The organism is Acinetobacter sp. YH12105, from assembly GCF_013419095.1.
Lineage (GTDB): Bacteria > Pseudomonadota > Gammaproteobacteria > Pseudomonadales > Moraxellaceae > Acinetobacter > Acinetobacter pseudolwoffii.
In genome coordinates this window covers 24,229-49,368 of sequence record NZ_VPAU01000021.1, presented here as the reverse complement: position 1 = coordinate 49,368, position 25,140 = coordinate 24,229, and the positions used below count along the sequence as shown (strand labels likewise).

The following is a 25,140-nucleotide window of genomic DNA, read 5'->3' as shown; positions in this document are numbered from 1 at the left end:
CAATCTTGGCTCATCAATTTTCTGACAAATATTTCTCAAATAAACTTCGAGTCATTTCTACCATCAATCAATGAAAATAATTTCGATCGATCAACCAGTAAAAATCCACACAAGTTGTTCTTCATAATCTCTTAATGATCTTTCTAACACCTCGTCAGTGCCAGAAGCTGGACTTCGATATACTTAACAACTCAGCAATTTGCTTCGTTCGTTTCCGTCTATCTCGTCGGTATGGGCTCATTATAGGGCAATTTCCTACAGGTGCAAGCGCTTTTAACTCACAGGAATCACGACTGTTTTATTTTTATGCACCAATTTGGTTCGTATTTATACAAAACATCACATAACTACATATTTTTAAAACAGAAATATGAATTAAATATTTCTGTTTTATTCTGTACCTAGTTTTTCACAACTGGCGCTTTAATGTTCACACTGTTGATCTTTACAGGCTTCACCGGCACATTTTGATGCATTCCATAGTTTCGAGTCGGTACTTTGGCAATCTGATCGACAATATCCATACCTTTAGTGACCTTACCGAAGACCGCATAGCCTGCATTTCGGGCAGAACGATCCAGAAAATCGTTATCGACCAGATTTATAAAGAATTGTGCTCGTGCAGAATCCGGCTGATTGGTACGCGCCATCGCTAAAGTACCGCGTTTATTTTGCAGACCATTCGATGATTCATTTTTAATTGGAGCTTGGGTATTGGCCTTTTCCTGCATGTTGCTATCAAAGCCCCCACCCTGCACCATAAAGCCGGGAATGACCCGGTGAAAGATAGTGTCCTTATAGAAGTTGCTCTTTACATAGTTTTCAAAGTTTTTTGCCGAGATCGGGGCTTGATCATTAAAGAGCTCAATTTCAATATTTCCCGATGAAGTTTTCATCTCAATAAGGGTATTGGCAGCAAAACCTGGCAGACTGATGGCAGTAAGGGCGATCGCATATAATGATTTCTTTAACATTTTTTAACTCATCTACTTAGAAGTAATGGTTGTGAATGACTGTATATTAATCTTTTATAACTCATAATGCAGTTGCCTGCCGACTAAAGACAAGAGAATAAGAATGAGCCATGCATTATTACAGGAGCAAAATATCCACCAGTTTCCGCCTTGGCATTTACAGGGCGAAGGTTTTATTTTGAATTACTGGCTAACACCCGGCTTTATTCAGCAAGCCAAGCAGTTCCGTATTGCCCCCTCCCCACTGGGTCGCGTGGTACAAGTGTTATTGGTGCGTTATCATTCTTCACCCATTGGTCCTTATGATGAGTTACTGATTCTGGATCATCCTTTAATTAGTAAACGACGCCTCAGCTCGATTCCTAAAATTTATGTGTCTACTCATGAATCTGTCATACACGGCCAGCATTTATGGGGTATTCCCAAAGAACATGCAGAATTTGAATGGCAGGAAAAAAATCAGGAAATATTGTGTCATATTCAGCATCAAAACCAGCGTATGACGATTCGACTCAAAAAAACCAAATCTGCGCGCAAGTTCTATATTAATAGTCATCATATTCCAGCCTCTATGCTCAAAATTCAGCAAGCCTGGAAAGGCCAGCGTTTTCAGTTCAGCCCACAATTCCGTGGCCATCTTTCCAAGCTGTCCCAAGTGGAATGGCAAAATATCAATAATATATTTCCAGATTTTTCTAAAGCCAAGTTGCTACAGAGCTTTTATGTCCCCAAGTTTAATCTGATCTTCCCTGAAGCAAAGATTGCGACCAAGCCATAACAACTTATATCAAGCCAGGTATAAAAAAGGCATTTCCATGAGAAACACCTTTTTGTATGCACGTTTTGGATTTAACTATGTTTATCCCAAAATTTGCGAAAATCCTTGCTGATCTCGATTACATATTTTTTAGCACGGCGGGAAATCGGGGTTAAATTGATAAAACCATGGGCCTGATCGATATAGTCATGATAAGAAACACTTACCCCATTTTGACGTAATTTATGTGCATAAATAGAACCTTCATCATGCAAAACATCATGTTGTGCGGTAATCACATAAGCAGGCGGCAAGTTTTTCAATTGACCATAGGTGGGAGAAACCAATGGATCATCCAGTTCAATCTGGTGGGTTTGGGCATACATCAAGGTCACCAGATCAATATCCTGATCTGACAATACCAAGCCGTCTTTATAAGCATAAAAAGAGGGATGGCGGCTTTTAAAATCAACCGCCGGATAAAGCAAGAGCTGGGCACGTGCTGCATAAGATTTGCCTGCACTACGCTGCGCCACCACTGCTGCCAGATTTCCACCTGCACTGTCTCCCGCCACCGCAATCCGGTTTTTATACACTTTCAGCTGTTTACTATGCTGATGTGCCCAGGCGAGGGCATCTTCACAGACCTGTACCATCTGCAAGGGACTAAATTCCGGTGTCAGCGGATAAGCCACACTCAGCACCTGTACTTTGGCATGCACTGCCAGAAGGCGACAGAACTCATCATGGCTGTCCAGACCACCCACCATAAATGCACCGCCATGATAAAAAATCACCATAGGCAACTTCTTTTGCGGTGCAGGATGATAATGCCGGGCAAAGATGCTGCCACTTTGCAAAGGCAGACGCAGCTCTTCTACCATTTTCACAACAGTCGGTCTGGCCTGAATTGTTTTCATGCGCGCATCAAACGCCACCCGTGCCTGTGCGACATCTTCACTCAGAAAGCTGCCATGCCCCTGTTTAAGCTGAATCGCCATCAGGCATTTGACCATGGGGTCTAAATCAGGATAGTGATGAGGATAGTCCAAAGCCTTAACCAATGCGTCTTGTGCAATACCAGGTAAGCGATCCAGCATACGCGCTGCTGTGCCTTGCCCTTTCTCCATGACACTTTTCAGTACTGGATGATTCACAGTCATTATTTTTAGTCCTTATTCTCTTAATTCTTCATAGTTTCTACACGATTAGCGTTTCAGTGACCATATTCTTATATAAGTCTTAATATCTAAGTACATATAGTTTTATCCAATACGTTATAACCTGATTTATAAAAGATGTCATTGACCGTTTAAATGGTATTTTTGACGTAGTTTTGCGAGCTTCAGTATATTTTTTATTTCAAGTTGGGAGAATGCCTATGGCTGGCAAAATTATAGCTCTGTCTCTGGCGACTGCATTTTTGGCTGTAGGCTGTGTTGCTTTCCCTGAAGATGGTGGCTACTACGATGGCCGTTATGATCAGCGTTCTGATCGCCGCTATGAACAGGACCGTCGTTATGAGCAACAGCGTCGTTATGATCGGCAACGCTGGGAATATGAACAGCAACGTAAAAGTATTGAACTGGATCGACGTAAACAGGAAGTGCAGCGTCGTAACTGGGAACAGGACCGTAAAAGACAGTTAGAACAGGACCGACGTAAAAGCCAGCTGGAACGACAACGCCAGGAACAGCAGCGTAAAAACATGATGAGCCAACGGCAAAAACAGGCTGAAACAGAGCGTAATAAACGCCGCCTGGAGCAGGATCGTAAACGGATCACCGATCAACGTGCCAAAAAAGCCCAGCAAAACCGTTCATCTAACCCACGCTGGAGCGATAATCGACGTCAACAGCAACAACAGCGTCCACGCGATCGCCGTGATTAATACTTTGATTTCACTCTTTGTTAAAAAAGCCTGTAGCAGGCTTTTTTAATGGAAAATTTTATCTCAAGCTGATTGGATAAAAGCAGTATTTTTGCATGAAGGCCGGACTAAGCCGCCAAGCCATCATTTTTATCTTGATCAGATCAAGAATGCTCAATTTTAGCAAAAAAAAGGCCTATCTTAGAGAAAAAGATAAGCCACGAAAACACATTTCAAAATAAGAAGAAACTACAGCGATAGAATCTGGAATAAATATTAATCAAAAGTTCATCTATTGAGAAATACTTTATTGCTTAGATATTAATCGCTTTTATGTCTAATAAATAATCAGGCAAAAAAAAGCCAAGTCTTGGGGGAACTCAGCTTGAAAAAAGTAACTTGAAATAAGGCAACAGCAACCGAGTTCGGCTCTCTCCTCTGAACAAGGTCGCTGTCTATGTCAGTATCATGCAATTTTTTTACTAATATTTAAAACAGATTAAAATTATTAAATTTATTTAAAAATACGATTATCAATTTTTTATATTTATTTTCAAATAATTCATGTTTTATTTTAAAGCTCAGACTGTCTATTCAGCGACGTATACAACAATGATCAGATGACTCCTTGATCATTTACTTCAATTTATCTCCGCCTATATCGCGGTAAAAGCCTGCCATCTGCTCGCTGTTTTATTCAGAATTTTGTATAAATCTTAAATTTAATCTTGACTGACGCTTGAATTTTTACACCCTGCCCCGATTTCTTTAGGTAATCAAGAACTTCAACCATGGCAGTTCAGCATTAACGCAGTGAATACTGAGGCCTGAGGACTGTACATGTTTAAGAACCCATTTAAACGGAGTAAATCAATGGCGACTGAGCAAAACGAGCAAGCTCAAAAATTTGAGCAAGAGCAAGCGGAACAAGATACAGCGCAAACTCAAGCTGAAACCGAGCAGGCAGAAGTTTCCGTTGAGTCTTTACAAGAGCAGATTGCGCAGCTTGAAGGTGACTTAAAGTTAGAAAAAGCACGTACGGCCAATGCAGTCTACGAAGCACAAAAAAGTGTGGAACGTATTCAGCGTGAATCTGAAAAGCATAAAGATACCGTTTTAGAAAAGTTCTCTAAAGAACTTTTAGAAACCGTCGACAATCTCGAGCGCGCCATTGTTGCCGCAGGTGAAGAGAAAACTCCACTGCTGGAAGGCGTTGAACTGACACTTAAATCTTTATTGAATACCTTAGAGAAATTTGGAGTCGTGGTGGTAGACACCAGTAACGGCTTTAATGCTGATCTGCATCAGGCAGTTGGGATTGATCCAAATGCCAAAGCCAATGAAATTGGCACTGTTTTGCAAAAAGGCTACACGCTGAATAATCGCCTGTTGCGTCCGGCGATGGTCATGGTTGGCGCTTAAGCCAAATAAATTCGGGAGTTTGTGAAATTTTTTCAACAATTTTACTTGAAAAAAATCGAACGGCTCTCATATCGGATAACAAGTAAATCCCTTTTAATTTCCCTTTGATAAAGGGAAAAGTTTGGGAATAAAAAAATTTTTGAGGAAACATCCAAATGGCTAAAATCATTGGTATTGACTTAGGTACTACAAACTCATGTGTTGCAGTACTTGAAGGCGACAAAGTTAAAGTAATCGAAAACGCTGAAGGCGCGCGTACAACGCCATCAATTATTGCCTATAAAGATGGCGAAATTCTGGTAGGTCAATCGGCAAAGCGTCAAGCGGTAACGAATCCGAAAAATACCTTGTTCGCGATCAAACGTTTGATCGGTCGTCGTTATGAAGACCAAGCGGTACAAAAAGATATCGGTCTGGTACCGTACAAAATCATCAAAGCTGACAACGGTGATGCTTGGGTTGATGTCAACGACAAGAAACTTGCACCACAGCAAATCTCTGCTGAAATCTTGAAAAAGATGAAGAAAACAGCGGAAGATTACCTGGGTGAAACAGTAACTGAAGCGGTCATTACCGTTCCTGCTTACTTCAACGATGCCCAGCGTCAAGCAACGAAAGATGCAGGTAAAATTGCAGGTTTAGAAGTGAAACGTATCATCAACGAACCAACGGCTGCTGCACTTGCGTTCGGTATGGACAAGAAAGAAGGCGACCGTAAAATCGCGGTTTATGACTTGGGTGGTGGTACATTCGACGTTTCAATCATTGAAATTGCGGATCTTGATGGCGACCAGCAAATCGAAGTATTGTCTACTAACGGTGATACATTCCTGGGTGGTGAAGACTTCGATAACGCATTGATCGAATTCCTGGTTGAAGAGTTCAAGAAAGAACAAAACTTCAACTTGAAACAAGATCCGCTTGCGCTGCAACGTTTAAAAGAAGCTGCTGAAAAAGCGAAGATCGAGCTTTCTTCTTCGAATGCAACTGAAATCAACCTGCCATACATCACTGCTGATGCGACTGGTCCTAAACACTTGGTGATCAACGTAACACGTGCGAAACTTGAAGGTTTGGTTGCTGACTTGGTTGCGCGTACCATTGAGCCATGTAAGATTGCACTTAAAGATGCAGGTCTTTCGACTTCTGACATCTCTGACGTAATCCTTGTGGGTGGTCAGTCTCGTATGCCAATGGTTCAACAGAAGGTTCAAGAATTTTTCGGTAAAGAGCCACGTAAAGATGTAAACCCTGACGAAGCAGTCGCAATGGGTGCTGCGATTCAAGGTGCGGTACTTTCAGGTGACAAAACTGACGTACTTCTACTTGATGTAACTCCGCTGACGCTTGGTATTGAAACCATGGGCGGCGTGTTGACTGCAATCATCGAGAAAAACACCACGATTCCTGCGAAGAAATCTCAAGTGTTCTCAACTGCTGCGGACAACCAGCCTGCTGTAGACATTTCGGTTTACCAAGGTGAACGTAAAATGGCGCAGCAAAACAAACTGTTGGGTAACTTCCAGTTAGGCGACATTCCACCTGCTCCACGTGGTGTGCCACAAATTGAAGTGTCTTTCGATATCAACGCTGATGGTATTTTGAAAGTATCTGCAAAAGATAAGAGCACTGGTAAAGAGCAATCGATCCAGATTAAAGCAAACTCAGGTTTGTCTGATGCTGAAATCGAAGCAATGATCAAAGATGCTGAAGCGAATGCTGAAGAAGACCGCAAATTTGAAGAGCTTGCAAAAGCTCGTAACGAAGCGGATGCTTTAGTTGCTTCTTCACAAAAAGCAGTGAAAGATCTTGGCGAGCAAGTGACTGCAGACGAAAAAACTGCAATCGAAACTGCGGTTTCTGAGCTTGAAGCTGCAACTAAAGAAAATGACGTTGAAGACATCAAAGCGAAAACTGAAGCACTGCAAAACATCATCATGCCAATTACACAACGTGCATATGAAGCAGCGCAAGGCCAAGGCGGTGCGCAAGGTTTTGACCCGAATGCATTCCAAGGTGGCGAAGGTCAATCTCAAAAAGCGGACGACGGCGTTGTAGATGCTGAGTTCACTGAAGTAAAAGATGACAAAAAATAATTTGTCGCTTTAACTGAAAAAACCGCGCGAAAGCGCGGTTTTTTTTATGTCTCAATTTGAAGGAATAAAATAAAAATTACCTAAATTTGATCGTATTTGCAGAAAAAGCTGTGTAAGTTAAATCAAACATTAAAATACACTGAACCGATGAAAATTCTGATTTTGCTGCCTTTACTTAGTTGCTTGGGCCTGACGGCGTGTAACCTGCCCGTTTCATCTCCCCCATCTCAAAGCACTTCGACTCAATCTACCCAAGCCATTGCCCAATTATTTGATCAGGCGGAAAGCTCTGGCATTTTAGTGATTCAGCGTGATCAACAGATACAGGTCTATGGTAATGATTTAGGCCGTGCAGATACCGAATATGTTCCCGCCTCTACTTTCAAAATGCTCAATGCCCTGATTGGACTGCAACATGGCAAAGCCACAACCAATGAAATTTTTAAATGGGATGGCAAGAAACGCAGTTTTGCAGTCTGGGAAAAAGACATGACTTTAGGCGAAGCCATGCAAGCTTCTGCTGTACCCGTGTATCAGGAATTGGCACGTCGCATTGGCCTTGAATTGATGCAACAGGAAGTGAGACGTATTCAATTCGGCAATCAGCAGATTGGGCAGCAGGTTGATAACTTCTGGTTGGTAGGCCCTTTGAAAATCACTCCAAAACAGGAGGTCGAATTTGTCTCGGCTCTAGCCCGAGAGCAACTGGCCTTTGATCCACAAGTCCAGCAGCAAGTCAAAGCTATGTTACTTTTACAGGAGCTGCAAGCTTATCGACTATATGCCAAATCTGGTTGGGGCATGGATGTGGAACCGCAAGTCGGCTGGCTCACCGGCTGGGTTGAAACACCGCAGGCTGAAATCGTGGCATTTTCACTGAATATGCAAATGCAAAATGGTATGAATCCGGCGATCCGCCTTGAAATTTTGCAGCAGGCTTTGGCCGAATTAGGGCTTTATCCAAAAGCTGAGCAGGAAGGCAAATAAGCATGGGAAATGCCTTAAAATTAAGCTATATTTTTTAAAAATAAGCATCTCAATAGCAATATGCGCCTTCTATTTTGTCTGGTCATCGTTGGGTTAATCCTGTCTGCCTCTATGCATATGCAGACCAAAGCTCATCCACAACTGCGCTACAACTCGCTTGCAGACCGGCTCAGTCATCCTTTTGACACACGTTTACGGTTTAAGGTCGATCAGGTAGATGCAGGCTTTGGGCTGAGTAAAGAGCAAGTGATTCAACTGAGCAAAGAAGCCGTCGAGATCTGGCATCAGGGCACCCATCGCGATGATCTGCTGCTCTATGATGAAAATGCCCAGCTGAGTATTCATCTGATCTATGATCAACGGCAACAGGAATATAATGCCTTAAAGAAAGTCGAAAAACAGTTGCTGGCAGATGATGCCCAGTATCAACGTCAGGTCAAAAATCTGGAAGCATCTTATCAACATCTGGAAAGTCAACAACAACGCTTGATCCAGCAAAGAGATCAGATTAATTATGAATTTCAGAAGCTACAGCAACGACGGCATCAGCCAAATTTATCTGCCTATGAGCACGAACAATTAGAATATGAGTTTCAGGCTTTACAGCGCAAATCGGAAAATTTTAAACGGGAAGCCGAGTATCTTCAGCGACAGCAAAGTTCTTTTAACCTGAATGTTTCGCTGCATCAACATAGTCTTGAAAATCATCAACAGAATATCATTCAGGCCCAGCAACGTTTTCCTGCCCGTGAATTTCATAAAGGGGTATTTATGGGTCATCAGATTCATGTATATCAGTTTGATGCAGAAGATGATCTGCGTCTGACACTGGCTCATGAACTGGGGCATGCTTTGGGCCTGTATCATCATGATGATCCAGAGGCGCTGATGTATCCGGTACTGGGAAAACAGAATTTACAACACTTTCAGTTGCGACCTGCCGACAAGACTTTGCTGTATCACCGTTAAGTAATCAGCCTGAATTCCTTAATTAATTTAAGTGTATAAGTGTTATAAAAAACACTCTATTCGGATTTCATGTTATTGTGAACGGCTACATTGTTCAGGCCATCTTTGGAGATTCATGTGAGTTACTACCATATTTTAATTGAAGTAAATGACCACATTAGTACGATTGATGAAACGCGTGATATCGAGATCTTTGATATTGAGGATATTCAGCCACATCTTCATGCGATTTTATTGCCTTATTTCAATGAACAGCTGATTGAACTGGACGATGAGAATCTGGAATATAAAGATATTTTACATCTGGAAATCAAACAGACCCTCTTGCCGATCAATGACCTGATCGAAGAAGAGCAGCGCCTGTTGCCAAGTGATACCGATATTACCATTAGCGCTTATGAGATTTTTAATAATCGTGAGCTGAGTCAGGATGTCACATCAGTAATTTTTGACCTCTTGGAAGCGGTAAAACTGGAAAATTAAGTTTTCTTCAGATATAAAAAAGTCCTCATCAAGAGGACTTTTTTATTCTACGTGTTTAGATCGAGAATGAAGATCCACAACCACAAGTGGTGGTCGCATTCGGGTTTTGCACCACAAAGCGTGAACCTTCCAGACCTTCCAAATAATCTACAACTGAACCGACCAGATATTGATAGCTGAGTGAATCGACCAGTACTTTCACATCGCCGTTGGCAAATTCTGCATCATCTTCATTCTGACTTTCGGCAAAGTTAAAGCCATAAGAGAAACCTGAACAGCCGCCACCGGTAACATACACACGGAGCATTAAGTCTTGGTTACCTTCACTGTCACGCAACTGGCGTACTTTATTTGCGGCATTGTCGGTGAGCACAAGCGCTTGGGCATTCATGGCGGATTCCTCTGTTGAATGGAATGTCTTTAAAAAGAAAAGACCATATCGAAGTATAACACACTCAATATATGGTCAGTCTCTACAGATTAAAAGTCAAATCAGAGTAATTTTATCAGGATTATTTGTAGTTCTCATCCTGTAAGGCACATTCGAAGTTTTGCGGGTTCTGTTTACAACGGAATTGCCACAGCAGTTTCATCATGCGCTTATCATATACGCCGCGTTTGGTCAGGTCGATTCTGGAATCGCGCATCATTTTCTGATAGCCCGGTTTATCTGCAGCCGGAATATCCATCCAGTATTTTGCAGGAATATCGGCTTTCATTTTGCCCAGAATACCAAAAGCGCGCGGCAACTGGCTTTTCACCCATTCACGTGATTTTTGACCATAACCCGCCGGGAATTTATCGGGACGGATAATGATATTACCGGTCACTTGCAACACCGGATAATTCACAATCGCACCTTTTGTACCTAAGCCTTTGTGTAATTCTAGGGGTTTAAATACCGCAGCGGGTGCGCCAATGATATCAACCTGACCATTGTTAAACTTGGCGCCAAAGTTGGTGACATCGGCACTAACGGCTTGAGCACCAACCTGCTGCACCATGATTTTTTGTGCTTCATCATAGTCGAGTACCGCAATTTTTTTACCTGCGGCTTTGGCCACGGTATTAATACTACGGTCATTGACCAACAGAAAAGCATCACCGACAGGAATCACCCCCACCACTTCATATTTGCCATTGAGCATATGTTTGGCAAAAGTCGGACTCGCCAGACCCTGCATCACTTTAACGGCCAGATTCAGATCTGGAATCGCCCCGATAGCATCCAGCGAGCCGGTAAAACTGTTGAACTGACGCCCGCGCATTCCAGTAACACTAATCCCGTCACATTTTCCGGCTTTAAAATCTTCTGCAACCACGGCTTCATTGGTATTCACTCTAAGCTCGATATCAGCGCCCCAGTTTTTCGCTGCCAGCTGATAATCTTTCATGACGCTATGCACATCGCCATTTTTGCCCACCAGATCAAATACGCACATCACCTGTTTGGCCTGTACCAGACCTGAAACAGTAAATGTCGCTGCGGCCAATGCCAGTATTTTCCATCTTCTTTGCATCATCCTAATGTCCTTATACCTTGTTTTTGTTATTGCGATTTCAGCCGCATCTAATTGTTTTTATATTAATCATAAGAAATCAATCTTTAGATCAAGCTTAAGCTATTTAATCAGCTGTACAATGGCTGATCTGCCTCAGTTCAACCACAAAAAAAGCTTAGACTCAGCTAAGCTTTTTCTTTAAAAATCAAATTACTCACCCGGAAGTGAACACTCAAAATTGGCTTTGTCGACAGAACAGCGCGCGCGTTTTAACACTGACATCATGCCAGCATCATAGATTCCGCGTTTGGTCATGTCCATACGGCCATCACGTAACATTTTCTGATACTTGGTTCTATCTTCCACGCTCAGATTCATTTTATATTTCGACGGAATTCCGGCTTCCAGACGGCCGATCATGGCCATACTTTTTGGCAGGTTTTTGATAAACCAGTCACGCGATTTTTGCCCAAAACCTGCCGGGAATTTTTCCGGGCGAATGACAAAATCGGACGTCACATGCAGCACCGGGAAATTAAACATCGCGCCGTTATTGCTAAGGCCTTTATAAATCTCTAGCGGTTTATAAGCATAGGCTGGTGCCCCCACCATATCCACCTGACCATTGTTAAATTTGGCCACAAAATTGGATACATCGGAAATCACGGCCTGTGCACCAACACGCTGCACCATAATTTTCTGGGCATCGTCATAGCCCAATACCGCGAATTTTTTACCTGCGGCTTTTTCGATCGAGTTAATATTTTTGTCACGGACAAAGATGAACGCCGAACCAAGTGGTGCAATCCCGGCAATTTCGTATTTTTTACCACCCAGATTAGTCACCATTTTGCTGGCATTGCGTTTGTCCAGCGCAAAACTAATGGCACGCTGTGCAATTGCATTGCTCGGTGCACCGCCCAGTGCATCGATAGAACCGGCAAATTTATTGTATTGACGGGCGCGCATGGCAGTCATAAATACACCATCACATTTTCCGGCTTTAAAATCATTGTCGGCAACAGCTTCATCCTGGCGGGCAATCAGATTGATTTCTGCGCCCCAGCCTTTTGCAGCCAGTGCCCATTCTTGCGCCATCTGGAAAGACTCACCCGATTTACCCAGTAAGTCAAACACGCAGATATCGACTTTTTCTGCATGCACTGCATTGGCAAAACCAAATGTAGAAAGTGCAGCCAATGATAAGAGTGCTTTTTTCATTGTATTATCCTTTGGAATCTTGTTATTCGCTGAGTGGCCGTACACGGAACAAATATTAAGCAAGTTTAATTAAAAAAAATAGAGCATTTACTCCATTTAAAACCCGTGTTTTGGCCTATAAAGATAAATCAGCGTATGTTCTAAATATTATTTTATAAAATATTTTTAAATATCAATTTCTTAATATTTAATAGAAGTTTCGTATCATTACATTTAATCCGTGAGAGTTACAAAGATATACATCATTTGAATTTTATTCGCCACTAATTGAACACTCAAAATTGGTTCTTTCGACGGTACAGCGGGCACGCTTCAATACCGTCATCATGCCGGGATCATAAATCCCCTGCCGGGTTAAATCGATGCGGCCTTCGCGTAGAATCTTCTGATAGGCAATGCGATCTTCACGGCTTAAGTTCAGCTTATATTTATTGGGAATTTCCGCTTCCATACGTTTCACCATGGCAAAACTGCGCGGCAACTGTTTCACAAACCAGTCTCTGGATTGTACTGCGAAAGAGTCAGGAAATTTATCCTGCCGGATGATCAGGTCGGCAGTGACATTGATTACTGGAAAATTAATCATGGCGCCTTTATTGCCCAGACCTTTTTCTAATTCAAGCGGTTTAAAGGCATAAGCCGGTGCAGCCACAATATCGACTTCGCCCTGATTAAATTTACGGATAAAATTGGAAATTTCCGACATTACCGGCACGGCTTCAATCCGATTGACCATAATTTTCTGGGCATAGTCATAATGCAGCACGGCAAATTTCTTGCCTTTTACCTGTTCCAGTTTATTCAGCTCGCGATCACGGACAAAAATATAAGCCGGGCCAATCTGCCCGATCCCAGCCACTTCAAATTTTTCTTTGCCAATCTGGGTGATCAGGCGCTTGCTGTTGCGTTTGTCCAGTACATAACTGATGGCTTTCATGGCAATGTCATTATTTGGCACACCACCAATCGCATCAATGGAACCGGCGAATTTGTTATAGGCACGGGCCCGCATGGAGGTCATATAGAAGCCATCGCATTTTCCGGCCTTGGCATCCTGATCCACTTTGGCTTCGTCCTGATAGGCAGTCAATTGAACATCAGTATTCCAAGCTTTTGCAGCTAAAGCCCATTCCTCCATTAATTTAAAAGATTCGCCAGACTTGCCCAGCAAATCAAAAACACAGACATTTACTTTGGCATGACTTGAAGTCGATGCCAGTAGACCCAGTGCAGATAAAACTAAAAATCCCTTTTTCATTTTTATTTTACTCTATCGTATTTTTTGCTCGATCAGCTTCTACTATAAACAACTGTTAATGCTGAAAATAGAGCTTATACTCAACTTATGCGTCCATAATATATAAATTCACAGTATTTAAAAGCTGGCTCATTTCAGTAAAAGTCGCAAGATTTTTCATTTTCACAAGGCTTTCCTTTAGAATAGGCGCATCTTATTTCTTAGCTTTGATTTCTCAATGATTCAGTTAGACCAGTTATCTATACGTCGCGGTGGACGTGTTTTATTTCAAAAAGCGTCGATGCAGTTACACCCAGGATGGAAAATTGGCCTAACCGGTGTCAATGGTGCCGGGAAATCGACCCTGTTTTCAGCTTTGCTCGGCGGCATGGAGTCAGACACCGGTTCGTTGACCCGTCCTGCGGTATGGACCGTGGCGCATATGGCACAGGAAATCAAAGCGCTGAATATGAAAGCCATTGATTTCGTCTTGTCCGGCGATGAAGAATACTGGGATATTCAGCAGAAACTGGAGCAGCCAGATCAACTGGATGATGCAGAACTGGCGCATTTATATGGCCGTTTTGATGAAATTTCAGGTTATTCTGCGCCGGCCAAAGCTTCGCAACTGATGGCCGGTCTGGGCTTTTTTGAACATCAATCCCAACTGGATGTTTCAAGTTTTTCTGGTGGCTGGCGCATGCGCCTGAATCTGGCGCGTACCCTGATGAGCCGTTCCGATTTACTCCTTCTTGATGAACCGACCAACCATTTAGACCTGGATGCCATTCTCTGGCTCGAAGACTGGCTGAAAGCCTATGAAGGTACGCTGGTGCTGATTTCGCATGACCGGGATTTTCTCGATGCGATTACCGACCATATTTTACATATTGAAAATCAGGAACTGATTTTATATACCGGTAACTACTCGACCTTCGAGCGTACCCGCAGTGAACGTCTGGCGCAGCAGCAACAGGCTTATGAAAAGCAGCTGGAAACCCGCGCACATCTGCAAAAATATATTGACCGTTTTAAAGCGCAAGCCACCAAAGCCAAGCAGGCACAGAGCCGGATCAAACAGCTGGAGCGTATGCAGGAACTGTCTGCTGCCCATGTTGATACACCATTTACCTTCAGTTTCCGTGAACCGACCAAAATGAGTTCGCCTTTATTGCAACTGGAACATGCCGATATTGGTTATGGTGACAAGCTGATTGTCACCAATGTCAATTTACAGATCACGCCAAGCAGCCGGATTGGTTTGCTCGGGATGAATGGTGCCGGTAAATCTACCCTAATTAAATCGCTGGTCGGTGATTTAAAATTGCTTCAGGGTCTGCGCAAAGACTCGGAACTGCTCAATATTGGCTACTTTGCCCAACACCAAATGGATGCACTGGATGGCAATGCCAGCCCGATGTTACAGCTGGCCCGTATTGCCGATAAAAAAATCAGTGAAGCCAGCTTACGTTCTTTCCTGGGCAGTTTTGGTTTTAGCGGCGAACGCATGGATACGCCAAGTGAAAGTTTCTCAGGCGGTGAACGTGCCCGTCTGGCTTTGGCATTGATTGTCTGGCAGCGTCCAAACGTGTTGATTCTGGATGAACCGACCAACCATTTAGACTTGGATATGCGTCATGCATTAACCATGGCCTTGCAGGATTTTGAAGGTGCTGTGGTGCTGGTGTCGCATGAACGCCAGCTGATTGCCAGTGTCTGTGATGAATTGCTGCTGGTACATAATGGTCAATGCCGTGAATTTGACGGTGATCTGACCGCTTATGCCGACTGGTTACGCCAAGCCCGCATTGAGATGATCAAAAATGGACAAAAGCCAGCCGAGCCGGTGAAATCTCAGGTTGAAGTCAAAGCAACCATTTCCAAACTGGACAAAGAAGCACAGCGTAAGGAAGCGGCACGCCAGCGGGAACTGAGCCGCCCGATTCGTAAAAATATCGAAAAATGTGAAACACAGATTTCAAAGCTGCAACCACGACTGGCTGAAATTGAAAGCTTGCTCGGAGATAGTGCTTTATATGATGCCTCACGTAAAAATGATTTGCTCAAACTGATGAATGAGCAAACCGAGCTGAAAGCCAAACTGGAAACAGCCGAAGAACAGATGCTGGAACTGATGATGGAACTGGAAAGTCTGGAGCAGTCCTTCTAACACTATTTCAACACCCCCATTATCTGAGAGATGAGTAACAAGCGTTATTCATCTCTTTTTTTTATTAAAACCACCCATTTTTAATATTTTCCTCCTGCTTTTCATCTTCGTGTAGTTCCTCGCTATTCTTAAGTGCTGCATCTCTTCTTCAAAACTCGACACATTTTGTCGTGAATTACGCAAGTGCCATATAAGTTTATTTTTTAAACAGTGGAGTGGCTTTTTTCATACATTAATTTACAGCGTCAGCTTGCATCCTAAGGCTCTAATACAAGTGTTTTTTAATTTTTGGCAGCCTTGATTCGAGTCTGTTTAATGTTGAACTAGAGAGAGGAAATCCGCATGCGTGCTCTTACTTATCACGGTACTCGCGATGTACGAGTTGAATCTGTTCCTGATCCAGTCATTCAGGAAGCAGATGATGTCATTCTCAGAGTAACGGCTACTGCTATCTGTGGCTCAGACCTGCATCTTTATCGTGGGAAAATTCCCGCAACCGAACAGGGTGATATTTTCGGTCATGAATTTATGGGGGTGGTCGAAGAAGTCGGTCCTGAAGTCACTTCAGTAAAAAAAGGCGATCGGGTGATTATTCCCTTTGTGATTGCATGTGGCCACTGTTTTTTCTGTGAACACGAGCTGATGGCTGCCTGTGAAAATACCAATAGCGGACGTGGTGCGATTATCAATAAAAAACAGATTCCACCAGGTGCCGCCCTGTTTGGTTATAGCCATCTGTATGGCGGTGTACCAGGCGGTCAGGCCGAATATGTGCGGATTCCCAAAGGCAATGTCGGACCGTTTAAGGTTCCCGGTTCCCTGCCTGATGAAAAAGTATTGTTTCTGACCGATATTTTACCCACAGCCTGGCAAGCTGTGACCAATGCCCAGATTGGCCGAGGTTCCAGTGTCGCCATTTATGGAGCTGGGCCGGTCGGTCTGCTGGCTGCGGCCTGCGCACGCATGCTTGGTGCCGAACAGATCTTTATGGTCGATCACCATCCTTATCGCTTGCGTTTTGCTCATCAAACTTATGGGGCGATTCCGGTCAATTTTGATGACGTGGATGCAGCCGAATTCATCATTCAAAATACGGCAGGTTATCGTGGTGTCGATGCGGTGATTGATGCGGTGGGTTTTGAGGCCAAAGGGAGTATGCTGGAAACGGTAATGACCAATCTAAAACTGGAAGGTTCGAGTGGTTCTGCGCTAAGACAATGTATTGCGGCGGTGCGCCGTGGCGGTGTGGTCAGTGTGCCGGGGGTTTATGCCGGTCCAATTCATGGTTTCCTGTTTGGTGATGCCTTCGATAAAGGCCTGACCTTTAAAATGGGACAAACCCATGTGCACAAGTTCCTGCCACAATTACTGGAACATATTGAAAATGGTGATCTTTCGCCAGACCTGATTATTACCCATCGCATGAAACTAGAAGATGCTACTGAAGGTTATCGCATTTTCGATAAACGTGAAGAAGACTGCCGCAAGATTATCCTGACACCATAAAAATTTAAGCAATAAGAAAGCGCCGTCAGGCGCTTTTTTTGTTTTTTACCGCATTTGATGAATTGTATTTTTTCTATTTTCAATTCACAAAACTTTGATGTCCTTTTCTGTTTTTTCTAAACATCATGCATAGCATGATTGTCACAATGAGATTTAGCACTCAGCCAGAAAATATAAACCTCAAGAAGGAATAAAAACAATAACACGATGATTTTAAATTAAAAAATTAAAATTCACTTGATTGTTAAATTAATTATGTAGTTTAACTACACCCTCTATTTTTCAATCAAAATATGTTTCACGCTCATTATTAAATAAAACTACAATAGATATATAAGTAATTAATTTTAAAAGTATTTATAGTTTTCAATAAAAATAGCTGCTCAAGCATGCTGACGAGTAGCTATTGATTTTGCAGGGTTGTATAACAGAGGAAATATAACTCTAAATAGCACTTTAAATTCAAAACGCCATTTTAAATTCAAAAGCACTTGTCCACAAGCCAAATATTTTAAATTTAAAACCAGAAATTAACTAGAGAGGGAGTTGGTTTGTGGATAAATACAATCTTATTCACATAACTAATTAGGGATAACTTTGTAGTTATCCACATATTTGATCATATTTAGAGCAGACCTTAAAATAATCCTATTCACATATTATTTGAGATACGGCAGGATATTTTAATAAGCCATTCAAATAATAGAATTTAAAAAAACCAGCTTTATCATTTTGTATTTATTATTTTCCAGCTCTATCGCTCTCCACTCTTCAATTCGGCCTTCGCTACGGGTATTTTTCATACACCAACTTTGGCTTCAATGGCTTCTACACGCTATTTTGCAGCACATGTACAATTGATCCTAGTATCGATAGTTATCCTTTAAACCCTGCTAAAATCTTCATATTTATAGTGGCACAATTACTCCCTCTCACCATGATAAATTGCATTCATCCAGATCTCATACTTGTCTTTATGTTGCTTACTTATGGATAATTCTTTTTAGGTCGATTAGCCACCGCTTAATTCGACTTTTTTATAGCTAAAATTAACTGATCATTTGGCAGAAAAGCACGCTCTAGATTGGAATTCCTCCAAAAAAATTCAGATGATATTCGCATAAATTTTGCATCAAAAAAGCGCCTCGAAAGGCGCTTTTTAAAATCATCTTAATCAGGTATCAATGTCTGCATTCAAGGCATTTTCTTCAATGAAGGCACGACGTGGTTCCACATCATCGCCCATCAGACAAGAGAACATGCGGTCTGCTTCAATCGCATCGGTGACTGTCACTTGCAGCATGTTACGATTATCCGGATCCATGGTGGTTTCCCACAACTGTTCCGCATTCATCTCACCCAGACCTTTATAACGCTGGATCATCATGCCGCGACGCGAGTCAGACAGAATATGCTGCCAAACCTGATGAAAATTGTTCACGTTAATCTTACGATCACCTTTTTGCAAATAAGCACCCTCTTCAAGCAGGCTGAACCAGCTCTTCGAATTCTTTAATAAACGTGCATATTCACTTGAACCTAAAAGCACAGAGTCTAATAGATAACTATGTGGCAGGTTATGCACATAGATGGTGATTCTTGGTAACCAGCTTTGAGTTTTCTGACCATCTGCCAGTTCTTTCTCAAAAGATTCCAGCGTTAATTCTGGACGTAGCGTCGGCTGAATGGCTTCAATCGCTGCACGCAGATTTTCACCCCAAGTTTCAACATAACTTTTATCTTCAAGCTGATCGAGTTTAAAGGCGTCCAGCGACAGCAAAGCATCGAGCAAGCTCGCCGGATAACGCTGGGTTAAACGGGCCAAGCTCTTCTGTGAGGTTTGATAATCGGCAATCACCCTTGCCAGTGCTTCACCACGAATCGCAGGTGCTTCAGCACTGATATGCAGTTCTAGCTCGTCAATGGCATTGGAAATCAGGTAAGTTTCCAGTGCATCGTTATCTTTGATGTACTGTTCCTGCTTGCCTTTTTTCAGCTTGTAGAGTGGTGGCTGGGCGATATAGATATGACCACGCTCGACCAGTTCCGGCATCTGACGGAAGAAGAAGGTCAACAGCAGCGTACGAATGTGCGAACCATCGACGTCAGCATCGGTCATGATAATGATTTTATGATAGCGCAGTTTGTCCGGGTTATATTCTTCACGACCAATACCACAGCCAAGTGCAGTAATCAGTGTGCCGACTTCCGCAGAGGAAATCATCCGGTCGAAACGCGCACGCTCTACGTTCAGAATCTTACCTTTCAGCGGTAAAATCGCCTGCATTTTACGGTTACGGCCTTGCTTCGCAGATCCACCGGCAGAATCACCCTCGACCAGATACAATTCAGACAAGGCTGGATCTTTTTCCTGACAATCGGCCAGCTTACCTGGAAGACCGGCAATATCCAGTGCGCTCTTGCGACGAGTCATTTCACGGGCTTTACGCGCTGCATCACGGGCACGTGCGGCATCAATAATTTTGCCGGCAATCGATTTCGCTGCTTGTGGATTTTCTAAAAGATATTCAGAAAATGCCTTGTTCATGGCCTGCTCAACCGCAGTTTTCACTTCACTCGACACCAGTTTTTCTTTGGTCTGCGAAGAGAATTTCGGATCAGGCACTTTCACCGAGACGATCGCGGTTAAACCTTCACGCGCATCATCACCCGAGACTGCAACTTTTTCCTTTTTCAGGATATTTTCGCTGTCCATGTAGTTATTTAAACCACGGGTCAGTGCAGCACGGAAACCAGCCAAATGTGTACCACCATCCTTTTGCGGGATGTTATTGGTAAAGCAGCGTACGTTTTCCTGATAAGAATCATTCCACTGTAATGCCACTTCTACCGTAATGCCGGTGTCGAGCTGTGCAGTAGTGAAATGGAAAATATCGTTCAGATGCGTTTTGCCTTCGTTAATGTATTTAACGAACTCAGATAAACCACCTTCATAGTCATAGATATTTTCAAGGTTGACGCGCTCATCGCGAAGTACAATGCGTACACCTGCGTTCAGAAACGATAGTTCACGCAAACGACGCGCCAGAATATCGACATTGAATATGGTTTGGCTAAAAGTTTCAGCACTTGGGTAAAAACGTACAGTGGTACCTGACGTTTCGGTTGTCCCTGTTTCACGTAATTTATAAACAGGATCACCATGACGGTATTCCTGTTCATAGGTTTTACCTGCACGACTGATGTTCAACAGTAGTTTTTCAGAGAGTGCGTTGACCACAGACACACCTACGCCATGCAAACCGCCTGAGACCTTGTAACTGTTGTCATCAAACTTACCGCCGGCATGCAGAATGGTCAAAATCACCTCTGCCGCAGACACGCCTTCTTCAGGGTGAATATCGGTTGGAATACCACGACCGTTGTCAGAAACTGAAACCGATTCATCTTCATGAATAGTCACTATAATTTCATCACAGTGGCCTGCCAAGGCTTCATCAATCGAGTTATCGACTACTTCGAACACCATGTGGTGCAAGCCTGTACCATCGTCTGTGTCACCAATGTACATGCCCGGACGCTTACGTACTGCGTCTAAACCACGTAATACCTTGATGCTAGAGGAATCATAAGCCTTTTCAATGGTTTGTTCTGTTTGAGAAGCAGCTTGATCTTCTGAACTCATGGTTTCTCCCTAGTGAAAAATAGGTCTATCCCAAGATGGGTAAAACTAAAAAAATACTATTGCACAACAACCTGAACTGTACCGTTTTCAACATTGAATAACTGATATGAGATAGACAAATCATGTAAGTGCTTTTGTACTGATTCATGGTCTAAGGTGGTAATAAAAACTTGACTACCAAGTTGGCTCAATCGCTCAATTAAACGTTGTTGTGCGGTTAAATCTAATTCTGCTGTCACATCATCTAATAATACCACAGTTTCCTTATTACAAGAATGCAGCATTGCGATTTGCGACAGTTTTAACGCCATCATCAGCAGCTTTTTTTGCCCGCGTGACAGAATCACATCAGCATCCCCCAGAGGGGTTTTCAGACGCAAATCTGCGCGATGTGGACCGTATTCTGTATAACGTCTTTCCAGATCTTTTGCATGCTGATTGGTCAGATCATTCAGCAGGCCGGTTTCACTATGAAACCCCGGACTGTATTCCAGACTGATCTGCAGATCAGGCAATAGCTGCTTTAGATCATCTTCAAAAAAGGACTTCCACTGTTCCACGATACCCGCACGTTGCGAATGCAGAAGTTCACCATACTCACTCAGCATCTGGTTCCAAGGCTCCAGATCGGACAGACTCAAGAAACGTTTGCTTTTGAGCAAACTATTGCGCTGCTTCAAGGCACGCGAATAATATTGCCAGGCATGATAAAACTCAGGTTCCACGTGGAACATTAACCAGTCTAAAAGTTGACGTCGTGGCTTGGCACCATGATCAATAATATCGGTACTTTGTGGGTCAATCAGCTGCAAAGGCAATAGCTTGGCGAGTTGGCCCTGCGTTGCCACCAGATCACCATTGACCTTAATCAGCTGTTCCCCGCTGGCCATTTTTTGCATGCCGATTTTTTCGGTCGCGGACTGTGCAAACACAATCGCGTCTTGTGCGCCATGCTGAATATAATTTTTCGGGATATGGGTACGGAAAGAACGACCGGCAGCTAGCAAATGAATCGCCTCTAAAATCGAGGTTTTACCTGAACCATTTTGGCCATAAAAAACATTAAACGGCTGCAATCTGTGGAGAGCAACCGTCTTTAAATTCCGTACACGCTCAATATGTAAACGCGTAATATGCATGTCTTATACGAGTATCAATAGCCGCGACTTAAACACGCATCGGCATGACGACATAAGTTTGATCGGTATGTGCCGGGTCTTGTACTAACACAGACTGATTGGCTTCAGTCATGGTCATGGAGACATCATCACCATCCAGCACACCCAGCACCTCAATCAAGTACTGCGCATTAAACGACATCTCCAGCGGTGAGTCGGCATATTGAATGGCTAAGTCTTCAATCGCCTCATCCTGTTCCGGGTTATTGGCGCGAAGTTGCAGGGAATCGGCATTAAAATTCAGGAACACGCCACGGAGTTTTTCATTACTTAAAATCGCGACACGCTGCAAAGACTGCTTGAACACATCATGCGCAATCATCACGATTTTGTCACCGCCACGTGGAATCACACGACGATAATCCGGGAATTTACCATCAATCAGTTTGGTGGTGAAACGCACGGTAATATCGGCCTGTTCCTTGTCACGGCTTGGCATATTGATGGTCACATTCAGCAGTTCACGACCAATCAGCAAAGATAACTGCTCATCTTCAACACTGAGCAGACGCTGTAATTCCGCCACGGCTTTACGTGGCACAATCGCTTGAATCGGCTGGGTCGCAGTAGATTGAGCCGCAGTTTCACAAAGCGCCAGACGGTGGCCATCGGTGGTCACAGCACGCAGCTGATTGGCATCAATTTCCAGCAAAGTACCGGTCAGGTAAAAACGCACATCCTGCACCGCCATCGCAAAGGCAGTTTTCTCGAATAAACGCTTCAGCTCACGCTGGGTAACAGTTACTTGCGTACCTTGGGTGTTTTCAGTATTCAGTAATGGATAATCATCAGCAGGCAAGGTACCCAGCACAAAACGGCTGTTACCTGATTTGAGAATGCAGCGCTGATCTTCAGTAATATGCAAATCCACCAATGCCGCTGAAGGAAGTGACTTACAGATATCAATCAGCTTACGCGCCGGAACTGTGGTTTCCCCGGCCTGCAAACATGCACCTTCAGCCAGTGCGGTACTGGCCACCAGTTCAACCTCAAGGTCGGAACCGGTCACCGTTAATGCCTGGGCAGTCACCTGAATTTTCAGGTTAGATAAAATATTTAAGGTATGGCGACGTTCAACCGCTCCTACGACATGTGAGAGAACATTCAGTAAGCTTTCTTTCGCGATTTTTAAACGCACGGTGCATTCCTCTAAAGCTGAAGATTAATATAGAAAAAGTGAATTTTTAACGGTTTACTATGCGGCAAAAGCAGCCGCATAGCAAGAATAGAATTTGAGCGATTTAGGTCAACTTTGCAACAGACGTTGCAGGTTTTTATAGTCTTCGTTAAAGATTGGATCTTCCTCACGCAGGCTCTGCACTTTCTCGCAGGCATGCATCACGGTACTGTGATCACGACCACCAAAAGCCATGCCAATTTCTGGAAAACTGTCGCCGGTCAGTTCACGTGCCAGACCCATCGCCAGCTGACGTGGACGGGCATAAATTCGGGTGCGTTTCGGTCCGACAATCTCTTTTAAGGGAATACGGAAATATTCACTGACCACACGCTGAATATTTTCAGTACTGATGGTGCGGGCACGAATCGCCAGCACATCTTTTAAGGATTCACGCACCACATCCAGATCAATCGGTGTGCCTTTAAAACGTGAAATTGCCACCACTTTGTTTAGCGCACCTTCTAGTTCACGCACGTTGGCCACCACCTGCTGCGCAATAAACAGGGCACAGTTACGCGGTAAATCCACCTGATTGCTTTCGGCTTTTCTTAATAAAATTTCAATCCGGGTTTCAATATCCGGTGGTTCAACCCCGACCGACAAGCCCCAGGAAAACCGTGAAACTAAACGTGGATCCAGTTCAGTCAGTTCTTTTGGATAGCGGTCCGAGGTCAGAATAATCTGCTTAGATTCATCTAAAAGTGCGTTAAAGGTGTAGAAAAATTCTACCAGGCTGGCTTCTTTACCGGCCAGTAAATGGATGTCATCGACCAGTAACAAATCCAGAGAACGGCAGTTTTTCTTAAATTCTTCCACTTTGCCTTGCTGCAAAGAACTAACAAAATCTTGTACAAAGCTTTCCGCGGTCATGTACATCACCCGTGCATTCGGCTTGGCCTGCAACAGTGCATTGCCCACGGCCTGCATCAAGTGAGTTTTACCCAGACCGGTCGGCCCATATAAAAATAAGGGATTATGCTGTGAAGCACCGAGTTGGGTCAGTACCTTGCGACAGGTTTCTGCTGCCATCTGGTTAGAACGGCCTTCGACAAACAGCGAGAAAGTAAATAACGGATTGAGCTGACGTCTACGGCTATTTTTAACCGTATCTTCTTTTTCTTTTTTCGGTTTTTGTACCGGCATTGGGGTTGAACTCAACGCCGCGGTGGTGGTCGCTGGCTGTTCACTGGCCGATAAAATCGCACCAGGACGTGAATCGACCAAAATTTCGACCTTGCGTACCCGTCCTTCAGACAGCTGTTCGGCCAGAATCGTAATCAGTTCCAGATGATGCTCTTGAATGTAACGCGTCCAGTAAGGATTAGGTGCATACAAACGCAAGCTATCTTCCAGCTCTTCTGCAACCAATGGGCGAATCCACATTGTAAAGACATTTCCAGAGAGCTCTTGTCGCAGGCGATTTAAGCAGTCCGTCCAAAGCATGTGAATCCCCTATTCATTCCATTGTTCATTCAAAAAGATGACCGCGACCAAAAGCGGGTCGCCATTCTAACCAAGTTATCCACATCTGTCATGATCATTTCCACAGAAACTGTGCAAAAAGCCATCATCGTGCATAAATTTAAATTTAAAACCCGGTGTGGATAAGTTTATCCGCAAGCTGTGGATAAAATATAGCACAAAGTTATCCACAAAGTATAAAATTATTAGAAACAGTTTTATCCACAACATAAGTGTATGTTTAGTTAAATAAAAAGTGGCTTATCCATAGAAAAAGTGCTCCCTAATAATAATAAACTTAAATTTATAAATTTGAATTTATTTATAAGCTTTGAGTTTTCTGTGGATAAATCGAGAGACTACGAATTTAAATTCAAAAACAGAATCTTGCTTTTAAAACCCTGGATGGATTGTGGATAACTTTGTTGATAGAGTTGTTTATAAGTTATATATCTATGTATAACAATAATTTAATCTGTGG

Annotated in this window: 19 protein-coding genes; 9 read left to right on the top strand and 10 right to left on the bottom strand. The window is 43.2% G+C overall.

The features are described 5' to 3' along the window. Positions 1-401: 401 nt before the first annotated feature. Entirely contained in the window at positions 402-974 is a 573-nt protein-coding gene (locus tag FTU44_RS13290; protein WP_180051082.1) for a peptidylprolyl isomerase, read from the bottom strand. Between the two features lie 103 nt (positions 975-1,077). Here FTU44_RS13290 and FTU44_RS13285 point away from each other — a divergent pair, with 103 nt between their 5' ends. Then, on the top strand, positions 1,078-1,752 hold the full coding sequence (locus FTU44_RS13285; RefSeq protein WP_100535518.1) for an acetoacetate decarboxylase family protein: 675 nt from the start codon (positions 1,078-1,080) through the stop codon (positions 1,750-1,752). Between the two features lie 71 nt (positions 1,753-1,823). Here FTU44_RS13285 and FTU44_RS13280 read toward each other — a convergent pair whose 3' ends face one another. Beyond that, entirely contained in the window at positions 1,824-2,894 is a 1,071-nt protein-coding gene (locus tag FTU44_RS13280) for an alpha/beta hydrolase (RefSeq protein WP_180051079.1), read from the bottom strand. Between the two features lie 218 nt (positions 2,895-3,112). Between FTU44_RS13280 and FTU44_RS13275 the strand changes: the two genes are divergently transcribed. The 6 genes from FTU44_RS13275 to FTU44_RS13250 all read left to right on the top strand — a co-directional run bounded on the left by FTU44_RS13275 (position 3,113) and on the right by FTU44_RS13250 (position 9,558). Further along, positions 3,113-3,622 carry a hypothetical protein gene (locus FTU44_RS13275; RefSeq protein WP_180051076.1) on the top strand — a complete coding sequence of 170 codons (510 nt, stop codon included), beginning with the start codon at positions 3,113-3,115 and terminating at the stop codon, positions 3,620-3,622. Positions 3,623-4,474: 852 nt separating this feature from the next. After that, positions 4,475-5,023: a nucleotide exchange factor GrpE gene (gene grpE / locus FTU44_RS13270; protein WP_005173545.1), complete on the top strand. Its 549-nt coding sequence runs from the start codon at positions 4,475-4,477 to the stop codon at positions 5,021-5,023. Positions 5,024-5,178: 155 nt separating this feature from the next. Then, the gene (dnaK, locus tag FTU44_RS13265; protein ID WP_180051073.1) at positions 5,179-7,119 is read left to right on the top strand and encodes a molecular chaperone DnaK; all 1,941 of its coding nucleotides are present in this window, start codon (positions 5,179-5,181) and stop codon (positions 7,117-7,119) included. A gap of 147 nt (positions 7,120-7,266) precedes the next feature. After that, a complete protein-coding gene (gene blaOXA / locus FTU44_RS13260; RefSeq protein WP_180051070.1) occupies positions 7,267-8,106 on the top strand; it encodes an OXA-134 family carbapenem-hydrolyzing class D beta-lactamase in 840 nt (279 codons plus the stop codon). A 60-nt stretch (positions 8,107-8,166) separates the two neighbouring features. Then, a complete protein-coding gene (locus FTU44_RS13255) occupies positions 8,167-9,075 on the top strand; it encodes a matrixin family metalloprotease (protein WP_100329869.1) in 909 nt (302 codons plus the stop codon). A 105-nt stretch (positions 9,076-9,180) separates the two neighbouring features. Continuing rightward, on the top strand, positions 9,181-9,558 hold the full coding sequence (locus FTU44_RS13250; RefSeq protein ID WP_167381287.1) for a hypothetical protein: 378 nt from the start codon (positions 9,181-9,183) through the stop codon (positions 9,556-9,558). A 55-nt stretch (positions 9,559-9,613) separates the two neighbouring features. On the opposite strand, the gene erpA is transcribed toward FTU44_RS13250, so the two are convergent. The 4 genes from erpA to FTU44_RS13230 form a co-directional block, all read right to left on the bottom strand. Continuing rightward, entirely contained in the window at positions 9,614-9,949 is a 336-nt protein-coding gene (gene erpA, locus FTU44_RS13245) for an iron-sulfur cluster insertion protein ErpA (RefSeq protein WP_004281944.1), read from the bottom strand. Between the two features lie 121 nt (positions 9,950-10,070). Continuing rightward, the gene (locus FTU44_RS13240) at positions 10,071-11,078 is read right to left on the bottom strand and encodes a putative solute-binding protein (RefSeq protein ID WP_257226506.1); all 1,008 of its coding nucleotides are present in this window, start codon (positions 11,076-11,078) and stop codon (positions 10,071-10,073) included. A gap of 192 nt (positions 11,079-11,270) precedes the next feature. Further along, positions 11,271-12,281 carry a putative solute-binding protein gene (locus FTU44_RS13235; protein WP_100329867.1) on the bottom strand — a complete coding sequence of 337 codons (1,011 nt, stop codon included), beginning with the start codon at positions 12,279-12,281 and terminating at the stop codon, positions 11,271-11,273. Between the two features lie 253 nt (positions 12,282-12,534). Beyond that, positions 12,535-13,539, bottom strand: a complete 1,005-nt coding sequence (locus tag FTU44_RS13230) for a putative solute-binding protein (RefSeq protein WP_100535514.1) — start codon at positions 13,537-13,539, stop codon at positions 12,535-12,537. 217 nt (positions 13,540-13,756) lie between these two features. Here FTU44_RS13230 and FTU44_RS13225 point away from each other — a divergent pair, with 217 nt between their 5' ends. Together FTU44_RS13225 and FTU44_RS13220 are read left to right on the top strand one after the other, a co-directional pair. Next, positions 13,757-15,688, top strand: a complete 1,932-nt coding sequence (locus FTU44_RS13225) for an ATP-binding cassette domain-containing protein (RefSeq protein WP_180051067.1) — start codon at positions 13,757-13,759, stop codon at positions 15,686-15,688. Between the two features lie 342 nt (positions 15,689-16,030). Further along, positions 16,031-17,194 carry a zinc-dependent alcohol dehydrogenase gene (locus FTU44_RS13220; RefSeq protein ID WP_180051064.1) on the top strand — a complete coding sequence of 388 codons (1,164 nt, stop codon included), beginning with the start codon at positions 16,031-16,033 and terminating at the stop codon, positions 17,192-17,194. Between the two features lie 1,174 nt (positions 17,195-18,368). On the opposite strand, the gene gyrB is transcribed toward FTU44_RS13220, so the two are convergent. The 4 genes from gyrB to dnaA all read right to left on the bottom strand — a co-directional run bounded on the left by gyrB (position 18,369) and on the right by dnaA (position 24,641). Continuing rightward, positions 18,369-20,840 carry a DNA topoisomerase (ATP-hydrolyzing) subunit B gene (gene gyrB, locus FTU44_RS13215; RefSeq protein ID WP_100329864.1) on the bottom strand — a complete coding sequence of 824 codons (2,472 nt, stop codon included), beginning with the start codon at positions 20,838-20,840 and terminating at the stop codon, positions 18,369-18,371. A gap of 56 nt (positions 20,841-20,896) precedes the next feature. Beyond that, positions 20,897-21,979 (bottom strand): DNA replication/repair protein RecF, encoded by a 1,083-nt coding sequence (recF, locus tag FTU44_RS13210; RefSeq protein WP_005173511.1) that lies wholly within the window; start codon positions 21,977-21,979, stop codon positions 20,897-20,899. A 28-nt stretch (positions 21,980-22,007) separates the two neighbouring features. Next, entirely contained in the window at positions 22,008-23,156 is a 1,149-nt protein-coding gene (gene dnaN / locus FTU44_RS13205; RefSeq protein ID WP_005173508.1) for a DNA polymerase III subunit beta, read from the bottom strand. Between the two features lie 108 nt (positions 23,157-23,264). After that, positions 23,265-24,641: a chromosomal replication initiator protein DnaA gene (gene dnaA / locus FTU44_RS13200; protein ID WP_005173504.1), complete on the bottom strand. Its 1,377-nt coding sequence runs from the start codon at positions 24,639-24,641 to the stop codon at positions 23,265-23,267. Between the last annotated feature and the right edge of the window lie 499 nt (positions 24,642-25,140).

What these genes read in the sequence shown, in the direction of transcription:
- gyrB (WP_100329864.1), bottom strand. Translation starts at nt 20,840, where the DNA reads ATGAGTTCAGAAGATCAAGCTGCTTCTCAAACAGAACAAACCATTGAA.
- FTU44_RS13235 (WP_100329867.1), bottom strand. Translation starts at nt 12,281, where the DNA reads ATGAAAAAAGCACTCTTATCATTGGCTGCACTTTCTACATTTGGTTTT.
- FTU44_RS13225 (WP_180051067.1), top strand. Translation starts at nt 13,757, where the DNA reads ATGATTCAGTTAGACCAGTTATCTATACGTCGCGGTGGACGTGTTTTA.
- FTU44_RS13220 (WP_180051064.1), top strand. Translation starts at nt 16,031, where the DNA reads ATGCGTGCTCTTACTTATCACGGTACTCGCGATGTACGAGTTGAATCT.
- grpE (WP_005173545.1), top strand. Translation starts at nt 4,475, where the DNA reads ATGGCGACTGAGCAAAACGAGCAAGCTCAAAAATTTGAGCAAGAGCAA.
- recF (WP_005173511.1), bottom strand. Translation starts at nt 21,979, where the DNA reads ATGCATATTACGCGTTTACATATTGAGCGTGTACGGAATTTAAAGACG.
- FTU44_RS13230 (WP_100535514.1), bottom strand. Translation starts at nt 13,539, where the DNA reads ATGAAAAAGGGATTTTTAGTTTTATCTGCACTGGGTCTACTGGCATCG.
- FTU44_RS13285 (WP_100535518.1), top strand. Translation starts at nt 1,078, where the DNA reads ATGAGCCATGCATTATTACAGGAGCAAAATATCCACCAGTTTCCGCCT.
- FTU44_RS13240 (WP_257226506.1), bottom strand. Translation starts at nt 11,078, where the DNA reads ATGCAAAGAAGATGGAAAATACTGGCATTGGCCGCAGCGACATTTACT.
- FTU44_RS13280 (WP_180051079.1), bottom strand. Translation starts at nt 2,894, where the DNA reads ATGACTGTGAATCATCCAGTACTGAAAAGTGTCATGGAGAAAGGGCAA.
- blaOXA (WP_180051070.1), top strand. Translation starts at nt 7,267, where the DNA reads ATGAAAATTCTGATTTTGCTGCCTTTACTTAGTTGCTTGGGCCTGACG.
- FTU44_RS13290 (WP_180051082.1), bottom strand. Translation starts at nt 974, where the DNA reads ATGTTAAAGAAATCATTATATGCGATCGCCCTTACTGCCATCAGTCTG.
- dnaA (WP_005173504.1), bottom strand. Translation starts at nt 24,641, where the DNA reads ATGCTTTGGACGGACTGCTTAAATCGCCTGCGACAAGAGCTCTCTGGA.
- erpA (WP_004281944.1), bottom strand. Translation starts at nt 9,949, where the DNA reads ATGAATGCCCAAGCGCTTGTGCTCACCGACAATGCCGCAAATAAAGTA.
- FTU44_RS13255 (WP_100329869.1), top strand. Translation starts at nt 8,167, where the DNA reads ATGCGCCTTCTATTTTGTCTGGTCATCGTTGGGTTAATCCTGTCTGCC.
- FTU44_RS13275 (WP_180051076.1), top strand. Translation starts at nt 3,113, where the DNA reads ATGGCTGGCAAAATTATAGCTCTGTCTCTGGCGACTGCATTTTTGGCT.
- dnaK (WP_180051073.1), top strand. Translation starts at nt 5,179, where the DNA reads ATGGCTAAAATCATTGGTATTGACTTAGGTACTACAAACTCATGTGTT.